General features: G+C 59.9%; 20 protein-coding genes. 1 reads left to right on the top strand and 19 read right to left on the bottom strand.

Translation table 11 applies throughout. The features are described from left to right. Positions 1-90 precede the first annotated feature (90 nt). The gene (gene creD, locus ABI171_RS04475) at positions 91-1,422 is read left to right on the top strand and encodes a cell envelope integrity protein CreD (protein WP_348091402.1); all 1,332 of its coding nucleotides are present in this window, start codon (positions 91-93) and stop codon (positions 1,420-1,422) included. A 9-nt stretch (positions 1,423-1,431) separates the two neighbouring features. Here creD and ABI171_RS04480 read toward each other — a convergent pair whose 3' ends face one another. The 19 genes from ABI171_RS04480 to ABI171_RS04570 all read right to left on the bottom strand — a co-directional run bounded on the left by ABI171_RS04480 (position 1,432) and on the right by ABI171_RS04570 (position 21,417). Then, on the bottom strand, positions 1,432-1,926 hold the full coding sequence (locus tag ABI171_RS04480; RefSeq protein WP_348091403.1) for a YbaK/EbsC family protein: 495 nt from the start codon (positions 1,924-1,926) through the stop codon (positions 1,432-1,434). Positions 1,927-1,979: 53 nt separating this feature from the next. After that, on the bottom strand, positions 1,980-2,732 hold the full coding sequence (locus tag ABI171_RS04485; RefSeq protein WP_348091404.1) for an alpha/beta hydrolase: 753 nt from the start codon (positions 2,730-2,732) through the stop codon (positions 1,980-1,982). Positions 2,733-2,780: 48 nt separating this feature from the next. Then, on the bottom strand, positions 2,781-3,692 hold the full coding sequence (locus tag ABI171_RS04490; protein ID WP_348091405.1) for a hydroxymethylglutaryl-CoA lyase: 912 nt from the start codon (positions 3,690-3,692) through the stop codon (positions 2,781-2,783). A gap of 10 nt (positions 3,693-3,702) precedes the next feature. Further along, positions 3,703-4,644, bottom strand: a complete 942-nt coding sequence (locus ABI171_RS04495; protein ID WP_348091406.1) for a glyoxylate/hydroxypyruvate reductase A — start codon at positions 4,642-4,644, stop codon at positions 3,703-3,705. Positions 4,645-4,663: 19 nt separating this feature from the next. Continuing rightward, complete coding sequence (locus tag ABI171_RS04500) at positions 4,664-6,682, bottom strand: acetyl/propionyl/methylcrotonyl-CoA carboxylase subunit alpha (RefSeq protein ID WP_348091407.1); 2,019 nt, start codon at positions 6,680-6,682, stop codon at positions 4,664-4,666. A 19-nt stretch (positions 6,683-6,701) separates the two neighbouring features. Next, complete coding sequence (bioB, locus tag ABI171_RS04505) at positions 6,702-7,757, bottom strand: biotin synthase BioB (RefSeq protein WP_348091408.1); 1,056 nt, start codon at positions 7,755-7,757, stop codon at positions 6,702-6,704. 32 nt (positions 7,758-7,789) lie between these two features. Continuing rightward, positions 7,790-8,545, bottom strand: a complete 756-nt coding sequence (gene bioD / locus ABI171_RS04510) for a dethiobiotin synthase (RefSeq protein WP_348091409.1) — start codon at positions 8,543-8,545, stop codon at positions 7,790-7,792. Next, entirely contained in the window at positions 8,538-9,908 is a 1,371-nt protein-coding gene (bioA, locus tag ABI171_RS04515) for an adenosylmethionine--8-amino-7-oxononanoate transaminase (protein ID WP_348091410.1), read from the bottom strand. The genes bioD and bioA overlap by 8 nt, the downstream gene beginning before the upstream one ends. 20 nt (positions 9,909-9,928) lie before the next feature. Then, on the bottom strand, positions 9,929-11,116 hold the full coding sequence (bioF, locus tag ABI171_RS04520) for an 8-amino-7-oxononanoate synthase (protein WP_348091411.1): 1,188 nt from the start codon (positions 11,114-11,116) through the stop codon (positions 9,929-9,931). Then, complete coding sequence (locus ABI171_RS04525) at positions 11,109-12,389, bottom strand: cytochrome P450 (protein WP_348091412.1); 1,281 nt, start codon at positions 12,387-12,389, stop codon at positions 11,109-11,111. The genes bioF and ABI171_RS04525 overlap by 8 nt, the downstream gene beginning before the upstream one ends. 97 nt (positions 12,390-12,486) lie before the next feature. After that, positions 12,487-13,272 (bottom strand): enoyl-CoA hydratase/isomerase family protein, encoded by a 786-nt coding sequence (locus ABI171_RS04530; protein ID WP_348091413.1) that lies wholly within the window; start codon positions 13,270-13,272, stop codon positions 12,487-12,489. Continuing rightward, complete coding sequence (locus tag ABI171_RS04535) at positions 13,269-13,784, bottom strand: DinB family protein (RefSeq protein ID WP_348091414.1); 516 nt, start codon at positions 13,782-13,784, stop codon at positions 13,269-13,271. The genes ABI171_RS04530 and ABI171_RS04535 overlap by 4 nt, the downstream gene beginning before the upstream one ends. Beyond that, entirely contained in the window at positions 13,781-14,704 is a 924-nt protein-coding gene (locus tag ABI171_RS04540) for an alpha/beta fold hydrolase (protein ID WP_348091415.1), read from the bottom strand. The genes ABI171_RS04535 and ABI171_RS04540 overlap by 4 nt, the downstream gene beginning before the upstream one ends. A 25-nt stretch (positions 14,705-14,729) precedes the next feature. Then, complete coding sequence (locus ABI171_RS04545) at positions 14,730-15,584, bottom strand: hypothetical protein (protein WP_348091416.1); 855 nt, start codon at positions 15,582-15,584, stop codon at positions 14,730-14,732. A 34-nt stretch (positions 15,585-15,618) separates the two neighbouring features. After that, the gene (locus tag ABI171_RS04550; protein ID WP_348091417.1) at positions 15,619-17,241 is read right to left on the bottom strand and encodes a carboxyl transferase domain-containing protein; all 1,623 of its coding nucleotides are present in this window, start codon (positions 17,239-17,241) and stop codon (positions 15,619-15,621) included. A 96-nt stretch (positions 17,242-17,337) separates the two neighbouring features. After that, positions 17,338-19,032 (bottom strand): AMP-binding protein, encoded by a 1,695-nt coding sequence (locus ABI171_RS04555; protein WP_348091418.1) that lies wholly within the window; start codon positions 19,030-19,032, stop codon positions 17,338-17,340. Positions 19,033-19,076: 44 nt separating this feature from the next. After that, entirely contained in the window at positions 19,077-19,487 is a 411-nt protein-coding gene (locus ABI171_RS04560) for a YchJ family metal-binding protein (RefSeq protein WP_348091419.1), read from the bottom strand. After that, complete coding sequence (locus ABI171_RS04565; protein ID WP_348091420.1) at positions 19,484-20,089, bottom strand: 2-hydroxychromene-2-carboxylate isomerase; 606 nt, start codon at positions 20,087-20,089, stop codon at positions 19,484-19,486. Before ABI171_RS04565 ends, ABI171_RS04560 begins: the two co-directional genes overlap by 4 nt. A 131-nt stretch (positions 20,090-20,220) precedes the next feature. Continuing rightward, entirely contained in the window at positions 20,221-21,417 is a 1,197-nt protein-coding gene (locus tag ABI171_RS04570; protein WP_348091421.1) for an acetyl-CoA C-acetyltransferase, read from the bottom strand. Positions 21,418-21,423: the final 6 nt, after the last annotated feature.

A 21,423-nucleotide genomic window follows, 5' to 3' on the forward strand; every position in this document is an offset into this window, starting at 1 on the left:
CACGCAACCCCGCCGTCATCGATTCACACACTCTTCTTACACTGGGATCCAGCGTGACCGTCCGTCACTGTGACCCAACCGAGAGAGACCATGAACCGACCTTTGCTACTCAAATTGCTGGCAATCTTCATTTTGACGTTGCTGATCCTGATTCCCTTGAGCCTGATCCGCGACACCGTGCAAGACCGCCAACTGCATCGGCAGGAAGCGATCGCCTCGATTGCCGCCAGCTATGCCGGCAGCCAGACCGTTACCGGGCCGGTGCTGGTGGTGCCGTATAAAATCAAGATCGACGAGCTGGTAGGCCAGGACACCAACGGCAAAAAAACCTACAGCAGCCGCACCGAGGAGCGCGAGTACCGGTTCTTCCCGAAGGATTTGCAGATGCAAGGAAAACTGCTGCCCACCGAACGCTATCGCGGCTTGCACAAAGTCCATGTCTACGAGCTGCAAAGCCATGCCAGCGGTAGTATCGATTACCAATTGCCGACGCCGGAAAAGCTGGCTGCCGATCAGATAAGCCTACTGACGCCCTATCTGGCGATCGGCATTAGCGACGTGCGCGGCCTGGTCGGCTCGCCCTCGATCAAAACCGGAACACAGGCATTACTGCTGGAGCAAGGCGCCGGCTCGTTCGGCAAAGGCATGCATGCAAGCCTGCCGAAAGCCGACATCAGCGCGAACGGCAGCCTGGATTTTTCGCTGGACATGACTTTGGCCGGAACGGAAACACTGGCAATCACGCCGATTGCCGGCAACAACCGGATAGAACTGACATCGAGCTGGCCGCACCCGCAGTTCGGCGGCAGCTTTTTGCCGCGCGAACGCAGTATATCCGACAAGGGATTCCACGCACTGTGGGAGGTATCGTCGCTGGCGTCCAGCGCGCAACGTGAATTACGTACAGGCGGCGACGGCAAAGCTGCAATAGAAAGCCTGGAAATCCAGTTGGCGGAACCGGTCAACATCTACTCGCAAGCGGACCGCGCGACCAAGTACGGGTTACTGTTCGTCCTGCTCACCTTCGTCGGCTTTTTCATTTTTGAAACCATCAAACAGTTACCCATCCATCCGATCCAGTATCTGCTGGTCGGTTTGGGACTGGCGATATTCTTCCTGCTGCTGGTCAGCCTTTCCGAGCACATTACCTTCTGGATTGCGTATCTGATCGCCAGCGGCGCCTGCATCGGCTTGCTGACTTTCTATCTGACGCAGGTATTACGCAGCTTTCTGCGCGCATTGGGTTTCGGCGCGATGCTGACGCTGCTGTACGGAACCTTATACGGTTTGCTGATCTCGGAAGACAATGCGCTATTGCTGGGCGCCTTGATGCTGTTCGTTATCCTGGCCGTGATCATGGCAGTGACCCGCAAGATCGACTGGTATCAGACCGCCACGCTGAAAATCGCGCAAGACGATTGATCCGGCCGATCAGGCCCGTAGCGCCACATCCGCCACCGGCGCCGCAGTCATCGCCACCAGTTGCTGCGGCGTCAGGTTGAACACGGCGTGCGGATGGCCGGCCGCCGCCCAGACGCTGGCCAGCCGCAGCAAATCCTCATCGATCAGCATCACGGTCTTGCCGACGTGGCCGATCGGGCAAACGCCGCCAATCGCGTAGCCGATACGTTCCTTGACAAAGCGCGCGTCGGCCTTGCCTAGCGGCCCGACGATAGCGGCAACCTTGGCTTCATCGACGCGATTGCTACCACTGGCGACCACCATCACGGCGGCGTCATCGGACAGCCGCCGGAACACGATCGACTTGGCGATTTCAGCCACGCTACAGCCTAGACCCGCGGCGGCTTCGGCTGAAGTCTTGCCGGTTTCTGACAGCATGACAACCTGCTTGTCATGGCCTATCTGCGCCAGCAGGTCGGCCACGCGCTGTGCGGTGTCGGGAAGTTTGTCGTTTTGCATTTGCATTTGCTTTTTCTACAACGGTTGAACAAATATTCTACAACCAGGCCGCTGCTGCTTCACTGCTCGCACAGTCGCTGCAATTCGGCGACGACTGTCGGCCATGCTGTACTAAGAGGATCTATCAGGGCGAAATGGCCGCTGCCTTGCAGCCGCACCAGCCGCGTCTTCGGATAAGCCGCTAGATAAGATTCTGAAATCGCCTGCGGCACGACGGCGTCCTCGACGCCATGCACAATGGTGACCAAGACAGGCGGCGTTCCCAGCAGTTTCGGATCGGCGCCCGGGCGTTCTATCGCTTCAACCCCGAGAAAATCCCTGACCGCGCCATTGCCAAGCCTGAGTGCATGCGCCAGGCGCAGATCGGCGACCGGCGCCAGCGCCAGCACGCCGTGCAACGCCGGTAGCAAGTATTTCCCGGCTGTGTACAGGGCCAGATGCCCACCGGCTGAATGACCGATCATGATCACCTTGCCATTGTGTTGCGCAATCAACGCTGGCAGCGCCGGCAACACCTGCACTGCGCGCACGACATCCTGCAAGCTGGCATCAGGATTACCCGGAATCCTGCGGTACTCTACGGTCACCACCGTCCAGCCTAGCGCGGCAAACGCGGCCGCCATGGATGCGGCATGCTTGCGATCGTATTGCTGCCGCCAGAATCCCCCGTGCACCACCACCAACAGCGGCAATTTGACGGCACCCTCGCCGCCAAAGCGCAGCTCCGCTACCTGATCGATATCGGCGCCGTATGCCAGAACCTGGTCCGGCGGACTTGCGGGCCGCGTCAATACCGAGAGATCTTCAGTCAAGATGTTCCTTTCGAGGCTGCCCGCCAACTTGGCGTCTTGCTGTAAAGATTAGCTCGCTGCGCGCTTGGCCGCAATGGCATTGCCGGCATGGCTGGCGGATTTACGGCCCAAGTGACGCGAGATGAACTGGCCGGCGTCTACCACCATGTCGAGGTCGATGCCGGTTTCAATCCCCAGGCCTTGCATCAGATATAACACGTCTTCCGAGGCCACGTTACCTGTCGCGCCCTTGGCGTACGGGCAGCCGCCCAGTCCGGCAACCGAGGAATGATAGATCGAAATGCCGACTTCCAGGCTGGCGTAGATATTCGCCAATGCCTGGCCGTAGGTATCATGGAAATGCCCGGACAAGCGTTCGATTGGAAATTCCTGCACCAGTCTTTGCATCACTGCATGGACTTTATTCGGGGTAGCGACGCCGATGGTATCGGCAATATCGATTTCATCGCAGCCGAGATCGCGCAAGCGATGCAGCACATCGACCACCGAATCGACCCCGACTTCACCTTGATACGGACAGCCGAACACGCAACTGATGCTACCGCGCAGGCGCTTGCCTTCCTGCTTGGCCAGCTTGGCGACATCGCGGAAGCGCTCGATCGATTCTGCAATCGAACAATTGATATTCTTTTGCGAGAAAGCTTCGGACGCCGCGCCAAAAATCACCATCTCGTCGGCGCCGGCCGCCAGCGCGGCTTCCAGCCCCTTCATGTTGGGCACCAGGGCGGAATAGATCACGCCCGGCTTGCGCTGGATGGCCGCCATCACTTCGGTCGACGTGGCCATCTGCGGCACCCATTTCGGCGACACGAATGACGCCGCTTCGATATTGACGAAACCGGCGTTGGTGAGCTGGTCGACCAGCGCAATTTTCACGTCGGCCGGAATGGTTTCCTTTTCGTTCTGCAAGCCGTCGCGCGGACCGACTTCAACGATTTTGACTTTGCTGGGAAATGTCATGGTTTGCCTCTTAGTAACCGTTACTGCGATCAATGATGCCGCTCACCGCTTTGCCTTGTTCCAGCAACTGTATCTTGGCGCAGATCTGCTGTACCGAATCTTCGTCGACGGTGATGGCAGAAATGTGCGGCGTGATGTCGATTCGCGGTTCCTGCCAGAATGGATGATCCGGCGGCAGCGGTTCTTGCTCGAACACGTCCAGCGTTGCGGCTGCGATCTGTCCTTCCTGGATCAGCGCCAGCAAATCGGCCTCGACTACGTGGCCGCCGCGGGCAACGTTGATCAAGTATGCGCCTTCCGCGCCCTTCCGCAGTTTCAGCAGATTCTCCCGATTGACGATGCCGCGCGTGGCGTCGGTCAACGGCAGGATGCAGACCAGCACGCGCGACGCCCGCAAGAAACCGTCGAGCGCGCCGTCGCCGACAAAATTGCGCACACCCGGCAAATCCTTGGGCGTTCGGCTCCAGCCATTCACGGGAAAATCGAAATGCGTCAATGCGGCGGCAATGCGCGATCCAAGCACGCCCAGGCCGAGAATGCCGATGCTGAATTCGCGCTTGTCCGGTTCCGGCAAGGGCCGCCATTCACGACGCACGGCTTGTTGCCGATAGATGTCATAGCGACCGAAATAACCGAGCACCGCGTGCGTCACATAGCTAGCCATCTGGACCGCCATGCCGCCGTCTTCGATACGGATCAGCGGCACTCCGGCCGGCAGCGCATCGCCCAGTTTCAAGATAGCGTCGACGCCGGCGCCCAGGTTGAAAATCGCCTTGAGATCATGGCGTCCCTGCAGCATGACTGCGGGCGGACGCCAGACCAGGGCGTAATCGGCCGGGGCGTCATCGCCTTCCTGCCAGAAACGGATTTCGGCTTGCGGCAGGGCTTTGCTGAAGTCGGCTATCCAGTTTTCAAAGTCGCTGCCCGGTGGTACGTAACACAAGAGTTTCAAGGTGTGGTCCTCAACGTATTCAGTCTGGCTTGAATACCAGCAGTTGCGCCGATTCGCTGACCTGATCGCCTACTGCGTACAGCAATTCTTCTACCAGGCCGTTGGCCGGGGCGGCGATGGTGTGCTCCATTTTCATCGCTTCCATGATGAGCAATGGCGCGCCTTTTTTAACTTGCTCGCCTTGCGTTACCAGCAGCGCGACGATCTTGCCTGGCATCGGTGCGGTGAGACGGCCGCCTTCGGCTTCGGCGTCACCCGCGTGCAGCAGCGGATCGACATAGCCCAGCGTGTACTGGCTGCCGGCGTAGAAAACGTGGAATTGTTCGCCTTCGCGCACCACGGTGCCAGCCACGGTGCGCTCGCCCAGGCTGATTTCAATTGCACTGCCGGTTTGATGCAAGACTTTCATCTGGCGGAAATTCTGTCCCTGCAATTGTTCATGGTGCAGCAACCAGCGTCCGGTTTCGTACATGACGTCCAGCGCTTCCGGTTTGTCGCCGTCGACAAACGCCAGCCGGCGTTGCAGGTTGCTGTTAAGACGCCAGCCATCTGTGCTGGTCCAGGGATCGCTGCCGGCGTTATGCACCGCATTGCGCTCGGACAGCAGCAGCGATGCGGCAGCCAGCGCCAATACTTCGATTGCCACCGGCGCGGCGGCAGGGAACAAAGCGTCGTGATGGCGTTCGATCAAACCGGTATCCAGATCCGCTTCCGAAAATGCCTTGCTGCCAATCAGGCGCTGCAGGAACTTGACGTTGCTGGCGAGGCCGACAATCTGATATTCAGCGAGCGCCTTCGCCATCGCCGCCAGCGCTTGCTGGCGGTCCTGGCCCCAGACGATCAGCTTGGCGATCATCGGGTCGTAGAATGGAGAAATGGCGTCGCCTTCGCGTACGCCGGAATCGATCCGTACGATGCTGGCGCTGGATTGGCTGACTTCAAAGGCGCTTGCTGCGGGTGTCCGCAAATGGCGCAGGGTGCCGATCGATGGCAAGAAGCCCTTGTCCGGATTCTCTGCGTAAATCCGTGCTTCCAATGCATGGCCGCTGAGTTTCAGCTGATCCTGTTTCAATGGCAGCGGCTGGCCCGAAGCCACGCGCAATTGCCATTCGACCAGATCAAGACCCGTGATCATTTCGGTTACCGGATGTTCGACTTGCAGGCGCGTGTTCATTTCCATGAAATAGAAAGAACCGTCCTGGTTGGCGATGAATTCCACCGTACCCGCGCCGACATAGCCGACCGCCTTGGCCGCCGCCACCGCCGCTTCGCCCATGGCGCGCCGGCGCTCCGCCGTCATGCCCGGCGCCGGCGCTTCTTCCAGTACCTTTTGATGACGCCGTTGCACCGAGCAGTCGCGCTCGAACAGGTAGACGCAATCACTCTGGGTATCGGCAAACACCTGGATTTCGATATGCCGTGGGCGGGTCAGATAACGTTCAACCAGCACCTTGTCGTCGCCGAAACTGTTGATCGCCTCGCGCTTGCAAGATGCCAGTGCCGACTTGAAGTCTGCGCTTTTCTCGACGATGCGCATGCCCTTGCCGCCACCGCCGGCGCTGGCTTTCAGCAGCACCGGATAGGTGATTTTGTCAGCTTCCATCTGCAGGAAATCGGCGTCCTGGTTTTCGCCATGATAACCGGGCACCAGCGGCACCTTGGCTTTTTCCATCAATTCCTTGGCAGCCGATTTCGAACCCATGGCCGAAATCGCGCTGGCCGGCGGGCCGATGAATACCAGGCCGGCCTTGGCGCAAGCCTCGGCGAACCGGGCGTTCTCGGACAGGAAGCCGTAGCCGGGATGAATCGCCTGGGCGCCGGTCGCCAGCGCCACTTCGATGATCTTGTCGGCGCGCAGATAACTTTCCTTGGCTGCCGGCGGGCCGATCAATACCGCCTCGTCGCACACCGCGACGTGCTTGGCGCCGGCGTCCGCGTCGGAATACACTGCCACGGTCTTGATGCCCATGCGTCGTGCGGTGGCTGCCACGCGGCAAGCGATCTCGCCGCGATTGGCAATCAGGATCTTGGTAAACATACTGTCTCCCCCTCTATATTTATTGTGGCTGGGTGTTATTGGTATCGGTATCCGCGGTCACTTCGCAACGTGCGTCGAAGGTTGACGAACGCGAATGCATGCCCAACTTTTCCAGCAGTGCACGGTCTTCCTCGACTTCCGGATTGCCAGTGGTCAGCAGCTTGTCGCCGTAGAAAATCGAATTGGCGCCGGCCAGGAAACACAGGCTTTGAATTGCGTCACCCATTTGACGACGGCCAGCCGACAAACGCACCCGCGCCTTTGGCATGGTAATGCGCGCGACCGCCACGGTGCGCACGAATTCGAACAAATCGAGCGGTGCGATGCCGTGCAACGGCGTGCCTTCAACCTGCACCAGGTTGTTGACCGGCACCGATTCCGGATACGGCTCAAGATTGGCCAGTTGCGCTACCAGGCCGGCGCGTTGCAAGCGCGATTCGCCCATGCCGACGATACCGCCGCAGCAGACCTTGATGCCGGCGCCGCGCACGCTGTCGAGCGTGTCCAGGCGGTTCTGGTAGTCGCGGGTGGTGATGATGTCGCCGTAGATTTCCGGTGCGGTATCGAGGTTGTGGTTGTAATAATCGAGACCGGCGCCCTTCAGGCGTTCCGCCTGGCCTTCGCCCAGCATGCCCAGCGTGGCGCAGGTTTCCAGGCCGAGCGCCTTGACTTCACGCACCATTTCTTCGACCTTTTCCAGGTCACGGTCTTTCGGCTCGCGCCAGGCAGCGCCCATGCAGAAACGGGTGGCGCCGTGGGCCTTGGCTTGGCGCGCGGCTTCCAGTACGGTGTCCAGCGGCAGGATTTTTTGCGCAGTGACGCCAGTGTCGTAACGCGCAGCTTGCGGACAGTAGCCGCAATCTTCCGGGCAACCGCCGGTCTTGATCGATAGCAGCGTGGCCAGCTCGACTTCGTTCGGATCGAAATTTTCCCGATGCGCTTGCTGCGCCTTGAAGATCAGTTCATTGAACGGCAGGTTGAACAGGTCCAGTACTTTTTCTACCGGCCATTTGGCGTCGTCCGGAAACACCATGGCTTTGGCTGCTGGCTGGAAGGTAATTGGTTGCGATGACATGATCAGATTTCCTTTGTATTGAGGGAATAGGTTTAAGAGTGGCTGCCGCGTAGTTGAGACCTGGATTCAGGCCACCCCGGCAAACATGAAAAATTCAAATGGCCCGCGGCCGCCTTGACCAGCGCCTTGGCGGGCAACGGGTCCATGCGCGGCACGTGGCCCAGAAAAGGTGCGGCGATACGGCTGCTCAGCGCTGCAATATTGGCGTCGCCGTTGAGCATGTGGACGTCGACCGTATTGGCGATCCAGCCAGCAAGCTGCAAACCGCGCGCGGCAATCGCTTCGGCCGTCAGCAGCGCATGGTTGATGCAGCCCAACCGCAAGCCGACCACCAGCACCACCGGCAAACCGAGCTGCTGCGCCAGATCGGCGGTATCCTGATGATCGTTGAGCGGCACGCGGAAACCGCCGACGCCCTCAACCACCAGCGCATCGGCCAAGCCGGTGAGCTGGTGATAGCATGAAAGAATGTGCGCTATCTCGATGGTCCGGTCTTCTTGTACGGCAGCGATATGCGGAGCGGTCGGCTGGCGCAGCAGATACGGTGTCGTCAGCTCCTGTGGCAACGCCACGCTGCCTTCTGCCGCCAAGATGTCTGCATCGTCGTTGTGCCAGACGCCGTCGCGCAATTCCGCGCCGGCGGCCACCGGTTTCATGCCGACGCTGCGCACGCCGATTTCGGTCAGCGCATGCAACATCGCACCGGCAATCAGCGTCTTGCCGATTTCGGTATCCGTGCCGGCGATGAACCAGGCGGCTTTCTGTTGATCCGGATTAGCGTCAGTCATGGCCGATCACGCTTTCAAATACTGCAGCGGTGCGCGCGCCTAGCAGGGCGATTTCTTCATCGTCAAGAATGTACGGCGGCATCAAATACACAGTCTTGCCAATCGGTCGCATCAACAATTCGTGTTCTACCGCGCTACTGAAAAAGCGTCGTGAAAAAGTGGCCGCATGCGCCTTGTTATCGACGATGGCGTCAAACGCCCAGATCATGCCGCGCTGGCGGAAGTGCCTTACCTTCGGATGTTGCGCCAATGGCGCCAGCGCTGCCGTGATTTTCTCCGCCCGCCGACGATTGGCATTCAGCACATCGTCTTCCTCGAAGATCGCCAGGGTCGCCAGCGCCGCACGGCATGCCAGCGGATTGCCAGTGTAGGAATGCGAATGCAGGAAGCCGCGCGCAACCTCGGTATCGTAGAAAGCCTGGTAGATGTCGTCGCGCGTCATCACCAGTGACAAAGGTAGATAGCCGCCACTGATGCCCTTGGACAGGCACAGGAAATCCGGCCAGATCGGCGATTCCCCAGGAGCTGCAGCCTGTTCGGAGGCGAAGAAAGTGCCGGTGCGGCCGCAACCCACGGCAATCTCGTCAAAAATCAGATGCACTTTGTAGCGGTCGCACAAGGCGCGCAATTCACGCAAATACACCGGATCATGCATCGCCATGCCGGTGGCGCATTGCACCAGCGGCTCGATGATGACGGCGGCGATATGGCTGGAGCGTTGCTGCAGCAGCTTTTCCAGCGTCGACACCGCGCGATGGGCGACGTCGGCGGCGCTTTCACCGTCGCGCGCGGCGCGCGCATCGGGTGACGCCACCACATGCGCCTGCCGCAGCAAGGGGCCATAGGCGTCGCGGAAAAGCGGCACATCGGTGACCGCCAGCGCGCCGATGGTTTCGCCGTGATAACCGCCTTTGAGACAAACGAATTCCTGCTTGTCGCCATAGCCTGCATTGCGCCAGGCGTGAAAACTCATCTTCAGCGCAATCTCGACCGCCGAAGCGCCGTCCGAGGCATAGAAACAATGTCCCAGCACATGGCCGGTGCGCGCCGCCAGTTGTTCCGATAGCTGCACTACAGGTTCATGGGTAAAGCCGGCCAGCATCGCGTGTTCCAGCTGGTCGAGCTGATCCTTCAAGGCGGCGTTGATGCGCGGATTGGCGTGGCCGAACAGGTTGACCCACCAGGAACTGATCGCGTCCAGATAGCGCTTGCCTTCCGTGTCGTAGAGCCAGGCGCCGCGCCCGCGGCTAACCGGGATCAGCGGCACCGACTCATGATGCTGCATTTGGGTGCACGGATGCCAGACACTGTTCAGGCTGCGCTGAACCAGGTCCGGCTTGGGTGCGATGGTGTTTTTATTCAACGGTTTTCCTTATTACCTTATTATGCTGCGCGCATCGAAGCCGGCATATTTTTTGCCAATACATGCAGTGCGCCGATCAATTGATCTACTTGTTCGTTGCTGTGCGCCGCCGACAACGAGATGCGCAGGCGCGCCGTGTCTTTCGGCACAGTCGGCGGCCGGATGGCCGGCACCCAGATTCCCTGTTCGCGCAAACCCTCCATCAGATCCAGCGCCAGCTGGTTATCGCCAACGATCAAGGCTTGCACCGCCGTTTCCGATGGCAGCAATGGCCACGGCAGACTGGCCAGGCCGCTGCGCAAACGCGCAATCAACTGCTGCAAGTGCCTTTGCCGCCAGTCTTCCGTCTGCATCAGCTTGACTGCTGCCAGCAAGGCGCTGGCCAGCATCGGCGGGCTGGCGGTGGTGAATATATAAGTGCGCGCGCGTTGCAGCAGCCATTCGATCAGGATCGCATCGCCGGCGACAAACGCCCCGGCCACGCCGGCGGCTTTGCCGAGCGTTCCCATGTACAGGATACGCTCCGATTTCAACCCGAAATGCGACACGCTGCCGCGTCCTTGCGGTCCCAGCACGCCGAAACCGTGGGCATCGTCGACCAGCAGCCAGGCATCGCACTTTTCACACAGGGCCAACAGTTCCGGCAACGGTGCGATATCGCCATCCATGCTGAAGATCGCATCGGTGACCACCAGCTTGCGCGGGTGCTCGCTCTTCGCCAGCAATTGCTCCAGCCTGGCGACATCGCCATGCGGATAGATGCGGAACTGCGCGCCCGACAAGCGCGCGCCATCGATCAGGCAAGCGTGGTTCAGCCGGTCCGAAAACACCACATCGCCGGCGCCGACCAGCGCCGGGATGGTGCCCATATTGGCCATGTAGCCGGTCGAAAAATGCAGCGCGCGTGGCATGCCGACGAATTCCGCCAGGGCCAGTTCCAGTTCTTCGACCACGCTGGTGTGGCCGCTGATCAGCGCCGAAGCGCTGGCGCCGACGCCGTATTTATCCAGTCCGGCCTGCGCCGCCGTATGCAAGGCCGGATGATTGGCCAGGCCGAGATAGTCGTTGTTGCAGAAAGCCAGGTACTGGCGGCCGTCGACCTCCAGCAATGGACCTTGCGGACCGTCGACGATACGCCGCTTGCGCAACAGCTTCTGCTCTTGCAGCGCCGCCAGTTGCTCCCGAATCTGGTTCAGCAGCTCAGACATATGCGGCTTCCACTACAGACGGTTTGACAGCCGGCGCAGGGTGGGCGAATTGCAAAGGCAAGGCGTTCAGGCTGCGATATACCGCATTCACGCCCCAGGATTGCGTACTACTTGCCAGACGCAGTTGCGGCAGACGCTGCATCACACTGCGCATGGCGATTTCCGCTTCCAGATAAGTCAGCGTAGCGCCGATACAGACATGCGGGCCGTAGCCGAAGGACAGGTGCGCGCCTTCGTTGCGCTGGATATCGAGCCGGTCCGGATCGGTGTATTTGGCGGGATCGCGATTGGCGGCGCCGATCAGCGGAATCACCAGGTCGCCTTTCTTCATCAGCTGGCCGTGCATCTCGACGTCGACCTTGAGCCGGCGGCCGGTGTATTGCACCGGACTGTCGAAGCGCAGCAATTCCTTTAATGCTGACGGCAGCAAAGACGGCGTGGCTTGCAAAGCTTGCCATTGCTGCGGATGCTGCAGCAGCGCCAGCATGCCGTTGCCGAGCAGGTTGCGCGTGGTTTCATGGCCGGCGAACAGCAAGGTGCAGCATTGCGCCAGCAATTCCTTGGTAGTGATGATGCCGCCGCTCGCTTCGGCGCGGATCAGCTGGCTCATCAGGTCGTCGCCCAGCGCGGCGCGGCGTTGCGGCAGCAGCTGGCGGAAATACTCGTTCATCGCGATCAGGCTGACCTGGGCCGCGCGGGCGATCTCCAGGGTCGGCGTCGGGCTGCCGATGAATGCCGCGATATCGTCAGACCAGGCGACGAAGTCGCTGCGGTCTTCAGCGGCGATGCCGAGCATGCTGGCGATGACCAGTGCCGGCAGCGGACGGGCAAAATCACGCATGAAGTCAAACTGCACAAATTCCGCGCACTGTCCGGCTGCGGTCGGGCCAGCTTTCGCCAGCACCTCATCCAGCAAACGATCCACAATAACTTGTATCTGCGGCGCCAGTTCTTGCAAAGCCACCGGCTTGAAACCGGCATTCATCACCTGCCGCAAGCGCGTATGCTGAGGCGCATCGACGAACAACAGCGAGCGCGAAAAAATGCGCTTGAATTCGCGCAATTCTGTCACCGCTCCCGGCCCGCTGCTGTTGGCCCAGCCGCCGGCACGCCGCACCGAGAAGCGCGGATCGCGCAACACGCTGGCGACGTCGGCGTGGCCGGTCAACAACCAGGCGCCGCCGCAGAACTCAGGGCTCCAATGCAGCGCGCCCTCGGCACGCAAGGCGTGATAGGCGGGATAGGGGTCGTTCAAAAAATCTTCGTTAATCATTTAATATTATTTCCAGCACCTACCAGGGCAACAACCAGGGCAAAATCGTCTCTGCAAGGACGAGATTGTATGTGATCGCGGCGCGATCACCATCCGATCACAACAACCAGGACGGTTTACGCTTCTCCAGGAAGGCCCGTACGCCCTCTCTTCCTTCGGTGGAAGCACGGATTTTTGCGATCTCTTCGACTGTGTCGGCGATCAGGACTTCCGTCAGCGGCTGACCCGCAATCGAACGCACCAGACGCTTGGCTTCGGTAACGGCGTTCGGGCTGGCCGCCAACAAGGCCTTGAGCAACAGGCTTACATTTTCATCAAGCTTCTCGGCGCTGCTCACCTCGTGCACCAGGCCAAGCCGCTGCGCGGTTTCGGCGGAAAACCGTTCTGCGGTAATAAAGTAACGGCGCGAAGCAGACTCGCCGATGGACTTGATGACATAGGGCGAGATGGTGGCCGGAATCAAGCCGATTTTCACTTCCGACAAGCAAAACTGCGCCGCCTCCACCGCGACCACGATATCGCAGGCGGCAACCAGGCCGAGGCCGCCGGCATAGCAATCGCCCTGCACCCGCGCGATCACCGGCTTGGGGCATTGATAAATGGTGCGCAGCATGCTCGCCAGTTGCGCCGCATCGGCACGGTTCTGTTCTGGCGTGTAATCCGCCATCGCCTTCATCCAGTTAAGATCGCCGCCGGCGCAAAATGCCGGCCCGTCCGCGGCCAGCACGATCGCCCGCACCTCGGCGCTGCGGCCCAGTTCCAGGAAAGCGTGGGTGATCTCGGCGATCATGGTTTCATTGAAGGCGTTACGCACCTCAGGCCGGTTGAGGGTGATGGTGGCCACTTGTGCGGCCTGTTGTATTGCTAAAGTCTGGTAAGTCACTGGTTGTTCTCCGTTTGTTGCTTGGCTATCGCCCAATAGATGAAATCGAGTTCCGGACATGGATGGCCCATGGCGGTCAATGCCGCCGTGATCTGGCCCCTGTGATGGGTGGCATGATTGAATACGTGGCCGAGCACGGCCGCGAATGGCGCAACGGCAGGCTCTCCGGACGCTCGGGTGTATTGCAGATCGCCGTCATATTTTTGTTGCGGGTGCATGCTTAGCCAGTCGCCCCAGCGTTTGGATGCCGCGCCCAGGGCTTGGCCAAGCACATCGCGTCGGCTTTCAAGTTCGGCATCAAGCGGCGAAATGCTGGAATTTTCTCGCGCAACGCGGGCATACCAGTTGCGTTCGCCAACCAGCATGTGGTTAAGCGTGCCATGGATCGATGCGAAATACAGTCCGCAATCCCGGCGATATTCAGTCTCGCCGATGGCATCGACATGTGCCAGCAATTTCGCTGTGGCCCAGACATGGTAACCGGCCAGCGATTCAAAATAGTGTTGCATCATTTACCCGTTGGCTCCGCTGAAAATCCCACCCGGTCCAGGAAATCGGCAACCACCGGCGCCCACACCGTGGTACCTGACGAGAACAGAAGATGGCCATTCTTGCCATAGGCCGGCATCAGTTTGTATTCGGCGTGGCCGCCGGCCTTGGTAAAAGCGGCATGCCATTCCTGACTGTACTTGGGACCGAAGTACAAATCGTTTTCCGTGTAGATCCACAGCATCGGCGCCTTGCTGGTCTTGCCGAACTGTGCGTACATGCTCTCCAGCTTGCCGTCCTGGCAAGGCACGCCCGGATGCTTGTCCGGGTCGCCACCGGCGCCGCCGGCAAAATTGATCGCCGCCACCAGGCCCTGCGGCATCCTGGCCGCAGTAGCCGTGGTGGTATAACCGCCAACCGATTGGCCGACCAGCAGCACCCGCTCCGGGTTCACGTAAGACTGCCGCTTGGCGTAATCGAGCACCGCCAGCACTTCCGTGCTGGCTGCCTCTGCCATCGGCCCATAGTCCTTTTGCGCACAGCCGCCGCTGTCCTCCGGATCGGGCTCGACGCCGGTATCGCCATAGCCAAGCCGGGTCGGCACAAACACTGCGAAACCCCGTTCGGTGAAGAAACGCACCTGCTGGGTATAGCGGAAACGCGGCGGCTTGGAACGGTCGGTGCCGCTGCGGCCGTGATTGATGATCACCGGCGGGAACGGTCCCGGCCCGGCCGGCTTGAATTGCGTCACGATGATATCGCCGGTCACATCGCGGCCATATAAATTCTTGACGGTCACCGGCAGCTTGGTGACCGTCTCATTGATATCTTGCGCCAGAGGCTGCGCCGAAGCATGCCCAATCGATACACATAGGCACACGGCGAAGCAACGCGCGATGACCGGCGTTGTCCGTTTGATATATGACGGTGTGGATTGGTCCATGATCAGTCCTCGATTGACACTGGTTTTATTCTCCAACCTGGCCGCGGGCAGCCGGTATATTCGATTGCTGCATTTGTCCGGCAGCGCCGGACGGACGGTAAACCACGGTGTTGTCGACCGCATACAACTGGCAGTTCTTGGCACCGTGGTTATAGCAATTCTGCAAGGCGCGCAAAGCAGGATCTTTCGGAAGGGCCGGGTCGGGCGGAGTGCCCCATGACTGCCATACATAGCCGTCTTCCGCCACCACAAAGGCCCTCGGGCCGGTCCTGGTCAGCCACAGCTGGTAAGTTTCACGTCCGTGCTGATCCAGGAACGGCACCTGCTGCACATCATTGATATCCGCATAACCGGACGCCGGCGGCATCAGCCGCGCAGCGCTTCCCGCATAGCCGCCAAACACGCGGTCGGTCTTGGCCAGGCTGGCCTTGAGATCGACCACAGAGCGCGTCATGCCTGCATGGCATTCATATTGGGTAGTGCTGTCCATGACGCTGATATGGTCATAGAAACTGACGATGCCAACCACTGCGTTAGCGCCGGCATTGCGCGCCTGCTTGACCAGATTGAGCAACGCATTCTGCAAGGCGATTCTGCAGGTGACCGCATCGTCTGTAGCGATGCCGCGATAGTTCGGATAGCCCTCTCCCCGGGCGAAGATCTCCTGCGACAGCAAGGTCGTCCCTGGCGGCACTGCGGCGCCGAAGACAATCGACAGATCGCTGCTGACCGCCTGTTGCACCACCTTTTGCGAGACGGCCTCGCTCACCGGCAACAGCAGTTTGGTATTGCGTGCCTGCGCCGCCGTCGGCAACACCATGGCCGCCACAACGCAGGCAAGCGCCGGCAGTAAAAAACGTGCGTTTGAAAATGTGAGCATGATTATTTTTTTATCCCTGTTTTAAGTTACTGATTTACATCCGGAACACACCAAATTTTGTCTCGGCTATCGGCGCATTCAACGCGGCGCTCAAACCCAGGCCCAGCACCTTGCGCGTATCCGCCGGATCGATCACGCCGTCATCCCACAAACGTGCCGAGGCATAGTACGGATGGCCTTGATGTTCATACTGGTCGCGGATCGGCTTCTTGAAAGCTTCTTCCTCGTCGGCGCTCCAGCTGCCGCCCTTGCCTTCGATGCCATCGCGCTTGACGGTCGCCAGCACGCCGGCGGCCTGTTCGCCACCCATTACCGAGATGCGGGCGTTTGGCCACATCCACAGGAAGCGCGGCGAGTAGGCGCGGCCGCACATGCCGTAGTTGCCGGCGCCGAAGCTGCCGCCGATGATCACGGTCAGCTTGGGTACGGACGTGGTGGCCACCGCCGTCACCATCTTGGCGCCGTTGCGGGCGATACCTTCGTTTTCGTAGCGGCGGCCGACCATGAAGCCGGTGATGTTTTGCAGGAATACCAGCGGGATCTTGCGTTGCGAGCAGAGTTCGATGAAGTGCGTGCCCTTCAATGCCGCTTCCGAAAACAGGATGCCGTTGTTGGCGATGATCCCGACCGGCATGCCGTAGATATGCGCAAAACCACAGATCAGCGTGGTGCCGTAGCGTGCCTTGAATTCGTCGAATTCGCTGCCGTCGACAACACGCGCAATAATTTCGCGCACATCGAATGGCTTGCGGGTATCGACCGGAATCACGCCATACAGTTCGTGCGCCGGATACTTGGGTTCCACCACGGGACGCAGCAACGGACCTTGCGGCTTCTGGCGATTCAGGTTGGAAACGATGGTGCGCGCCAGCGACAACGCATGCATATCGTTTTGCGCCAGGTGATCGGCAACGCCGGAGAGCCGGGTGTGGACGTCGCCGCCGCCCAGGTCCTCTGCGCTGACCACTTCGCCGGTGGCGGCCTTCACCAGCGGCGGCCCGGCCAGGAAAATCGTACCCTGGTTCTTGACGATGATGGATTCATCGCTCATCGCTGGCACATAGGCGCCGCCGGCGGTGCACGAGCCCATCACCACGGCGATTTGCGGAATGCCCTTGGCCGACAAGTTGGCCTGGTTGTAGAAGATGCGGCCGAAATGGTCGCGGTCGGGAAACACTTCATCCTGGTTCGGCAGGTTGGCCCCGCCGCTGTCGACCAGATAGATGCAAGGCAGGTTATTCTGCTCGGCGATTTCCTGGGCGCGCAAATGTTTTTTTACGCTGAGCGGATAGTAGGTGCCGCCTTTGACGGTTGCGTCATTGCAGACCACCACGCATTCCTGGCCGGCGATGCGGCCAATGCCGGTAATCACACCGGCGGCCGGGGCGGCGTCGCGGCCGTCCTTGTCCTTGTAGACGTGGTAGGCGGCAAGCTGGGAAAATTCCATGAACGGCGTGCCGGGATCGAGCAGCATCTGCACCCGGTCACGCGGCAATAATTTACCGCGCGCCACATGCTTGCTGCGCGCAGCTTCGCCGCCGCCTTCGGCGATCTGCGCGACTTTCTGGCGCAGGTCGTCCACCAGCAGGTTGAGGGCGCTGGTGTTTTGCTGGAATTCTTCGCTGCGTGGATTCAGCTTGCTTTCTAACTGGGGCATTGCGATGTCCTTTGTTCGTTTAATTATTCAAACAATTTCAAATAGTCCTGCTGCGTCATTCCCGCGAACGCGGGAATGACGGAATTCTTAGTTGCCTTACGCCGTGTGGATATCGTTGAGGTGCAACTCGTCCTTCATCGCTTCACGGATCTTGAATTTCTGTATCTTGCCGGTGACCGTCATCGGAAAGGCGTCGACAAAACGGATGTAGCGAGGCACCTTGTAATACGCAATCTGGCCTTGGCAAAAATCACGCACCGATTGTTCATCCGCACTGTGCCCGGGGCGCAGGATAATCCAGGCGCATAGTTCTTCGCCGTATTTCTGGTCGGGCACGCCGACCACCTGCACATCCTGGATCGCCGGATGACGGTACAGGAATTCTTCGATCTCGCGCGGATAGATATTTTCGCCGCCGCGGATCACCATGTCCTTCATGCGGCCGACAATGTTGACATAGCCTTCGACATCCATCACCGCCAGGTCGCCGGTATGCATCCAGCCTTCGTCATCGATCGCTTCACGGGTCTTTTCGGCATCGCCCCAATAACCGTGCATCACCGAATAGCCATGGGTGCACAGTTCGCCGGAGCTGCCGATCGGCATGATCGCGCCGGATTCCGGATCGACGATTTTTACCTGCAGATGCGGCTGCACGGTGCCGACTGTCGACACCCGCTTCTCCAGCGGCGTGTCAGTCATGCTTTGGCAGCTGACCGGGCTGGTCTCCGTCATGCCGTAGGCGATCGTGATCTGTTCCAGATGCATGTCGCGCACCACGCGCTTCATCACTTCGATCGGGCAGGGCGAACCGGCCATGATGCCGGTGCGCAGGGTCGACAGATCGAACTCGGCAAAACGCGGATGATCGAGTTCGGCAATGAACATGGTCGGCACGCCATGCAAGCCGGTGCAACGTTCTTCCTGTACCGCCTGCAATACCGAGAGCGGATCGAAACCGTCGTTGGGATAGACGATGGCGGCGCCGTGCGTCAGGCAAGCGAGATTGCCGAGCACCATGCCGAAGCAGTGATACAGCGGCACCGGGATGCACAGGCGGTCGGCTGCGGTCAGCTTCATCGCTTCGCCGATGAAAAAACCGTTGTTGAGGATATTCCGGTGCGTCAGCGTCGCGCCTTTCGGAAAACCGGTGGTGCCGCTGGTGAACTGGATATTGATCGGGTCGGTGGCGCGCAAGGTCGGGCCGATGGCGGCCAGTTGCGGATCGGCGGCGTCACCGCCGGCGATCAGGTCGGAAAAACGCAGCATGCCTGGCACAGCATCGTTGCCAAGCTGGATCACGGTCTTCAGCGTCGGCAGCCGTGCCGCCTGCAACTCGCCAGGCTTGGCCGTCGCCAGTTCCGGCGCCAGCGTGCGGATCATTTCCAGGTAATCGCTGGTCTTGAAACTGGTCATCGAGATCAAAGCCTTGCAATCGACGAGGTTGAACGCATATTCCAGCTCGCTGACGCGATAGGCCGGATTGATGTTCACCAGGACGATGCCGGCATAGGCGGTCGCCAGCTGCGTCAGCAGCCACTCGGCATTGTTATGCGACCAGATGCCGATGCGGTCGCCCGGTTGCAGGCCGAGCTTGAGCATGGCGCTGGCGAGCCGCCGCGCTTCATGCTGCAGCTGGCGATAGCTGAAACGGATATGTTGATGACGCGACACCAGCGCGTCATGATCGGCAACGCGCACCGCCATATCGTCAAAAAAATCACCGATAGTCTGTTCGATCAGCGGCGTGTCCTGTCTGCCGCGATCAATGCTGGAATCCAAATGCGTCATCGTCTTGTCCCCTGTTAGCGTTGCTGATGTTTTCCACGATTGCTTTATTTTTTCCCGGGAAAACTGCCATCTACATAGAACCAGCGCGACGGTCCTTCCGCGCCGGCTTCGCACTCGCGCACGAAGCGGCTCACTTCGTGCAAACGTTCAGCGCGGCCGCCGATCTTGTAGCGCGCCACGAACTCTACCGTTGCGCTGTCTCCGTCAGCCGCATGCCTGCGCAGCTCCAGCCCCAGCCATTTGACCCCGGCTTCCGCCACGACAGGCTCCGCCGGACGAGTGCTTCCGTGCCATGTCGCCCGCAGATAGTCGCCAAGGTCCATCACGTAGGCGCTATAGCGCGAGCGCATCAGCGCCTGCGCGGTTGGCGCTATCTCGCCGCCGTTGTGATAGCGGCCGCAACATTGCGTGTATTTGCCGTCGCCGCAAGGGCAGTCAATGATTGCAGCCGTCAAATCTTGCCATCCCGCATAAACGCTTCAAGCTGGTCGAAACGGTCGAAACCCCAGAACGCTTCGCCGTCAACGATCATGAACGGCGAGCCGAACACACCGCGCGCCATCGCCAGATCCACTTCTGCTTTCAGCTGGTTCTTGATCGGCAGGCTGTTGATGCCATCCATCATGCCGGTGGTGTCGACACTACTGTGATGGCCGACTTCCAGCAGGTGCATCGGTTCGCCGATATTGACGCCATCGACAAAATAGGCTTTGTAAATCTGCTTGGCGAACTTGTTGGCCTTGTCCTCGCCTTGCTTGCCGCGCACCCACAGCACGGCGCGCGCCGCAGCCTGGGTAGAAATCGGAAAGGCGTTCGGACGGTTGTAAGGAATGCCGTGAAAGCGCGCGCTGCGTTCGAAATCGTGAAACGCGTAATCGCCTTTGATCGGCACTTGCGTCAACGGCGCCGAGCCGGTGGTCTTGAATACCGGCCCGAGCAGGATCGGATGCCATTCGACATCGCGCTTGTACTTTGCCGCCAGCTCATCGATGCGGGTGGCGGCGAAGTAGCCGTAGGGCGAAGAAAAATCAAAGTAGAAATCAATTGCTGCGGCCATCTTTTTGCACCTTGTTTAAATCGCAATTCATGAACTCAAATAACAAAGATCAGCGTGAATCCGTGGACATTCCACGGAAAAACGCTGATCGATTTACTGCTTACTGTCTTACCAGATCCGGCTTCGAGCTATTACACCAGTTCGACGGCAATCGCGGTGCCTTCGCCGCCGCCAATACACAGCGACGCCACGCCACGCTTCTTGCCCTTGGCCTTCAACGCGCCCAGCAGCGTGACGATGATGCGTGCGCCGGAAGCGCCGATAGGATGGCCGATAGCACAGGCGCCGCCGTGGACATTGATCTTGTCGTGCGGGATGTCGTGTTCTTTCATCACGGCCATCGGCACCACGGCGAACGCCTCATTGACTTCGTACAGATCGACATCGCTATTCTTCCAGCCGACTTTCTTGTACAGCTTTTCAATCGCGCCGACCGGTGCGGTGGTGAACCATTCCGGTTCTTGCGAGTGGCTGGCATGGCCGAGAATACGGGCGATCGGCGTCAGGCCGAGCTTCTTCGCGGTCGATTCGCGCATCAGCACCAGTGCCGCGGCGCCGTCGTTGATGGACGACGACGATGCTGCAGTGATGGTGCCGTCTTTCTTGAACGCTGCGCGCAGCGACGGGATCTTTTCGATCTTGGCTTTTTGCGGACCTTCGTCCTTGTCGATCACGACCTCGCCGGCGCGGCTGGTGACGGTCACCGGCGCGATTTCCCATTTGAAGGAACCATCGGCAGTAGCAGCTTGTGCACGCTGCACCGATGCAATGGCGAACGCGTCCTGGTCGGCGCGGCTGAAATGGTATTTGGCGGCGCATTCTTCGCCGAAAGTACCCATCGAGCGGCCGCCGCCGTTGTCGCCTTTGGAATAAGCATCTTCCAGGCCGTCCAGCATCATGTGGTCGAAAATCATGCCGTGGCCGATACGATAGCCGCCGCGTGCTTTCGGGATCAGGTAAGGCGCATTGGTCATCGATTCCATGCCGCCGGCGACTACGACTTCATTGGTCCCTGCCAGCAGGCCGTCGAAGGCGAACATGGTGGCTTGCATCGCTGAACCACACACCTTGGAGATGGTGGCTGCAGTGGTAGACATTGGCAAGCCGGCCTTGATAGTTGCCTGGCGTGCCGGCGCCTGGCCCTGGCCCGCTTGCAGCACATTGCCGAACAACACGGCATCGACTTGTTCCGGCCTCAGGCCGGCGCGTTCTACCGCGGCTTTGATCGCCACGGCGCCCAGATCAGTGGCGGTCAACGCCGAAAAATCACCCTGAAACGCACCCATTGGAGTACGTGCTGCACCGACGATAACGATTGGGTCATTCATGTTGCT

Origin of the sequence: Collimonas sp., assembly GCF_039923675.1 — a bacterium.
GTDB lineage: Bacteria > Pseudomonadota > Gammaproteobacteria > Burkholderiales > Burkholderiaceae_D > Collimonas.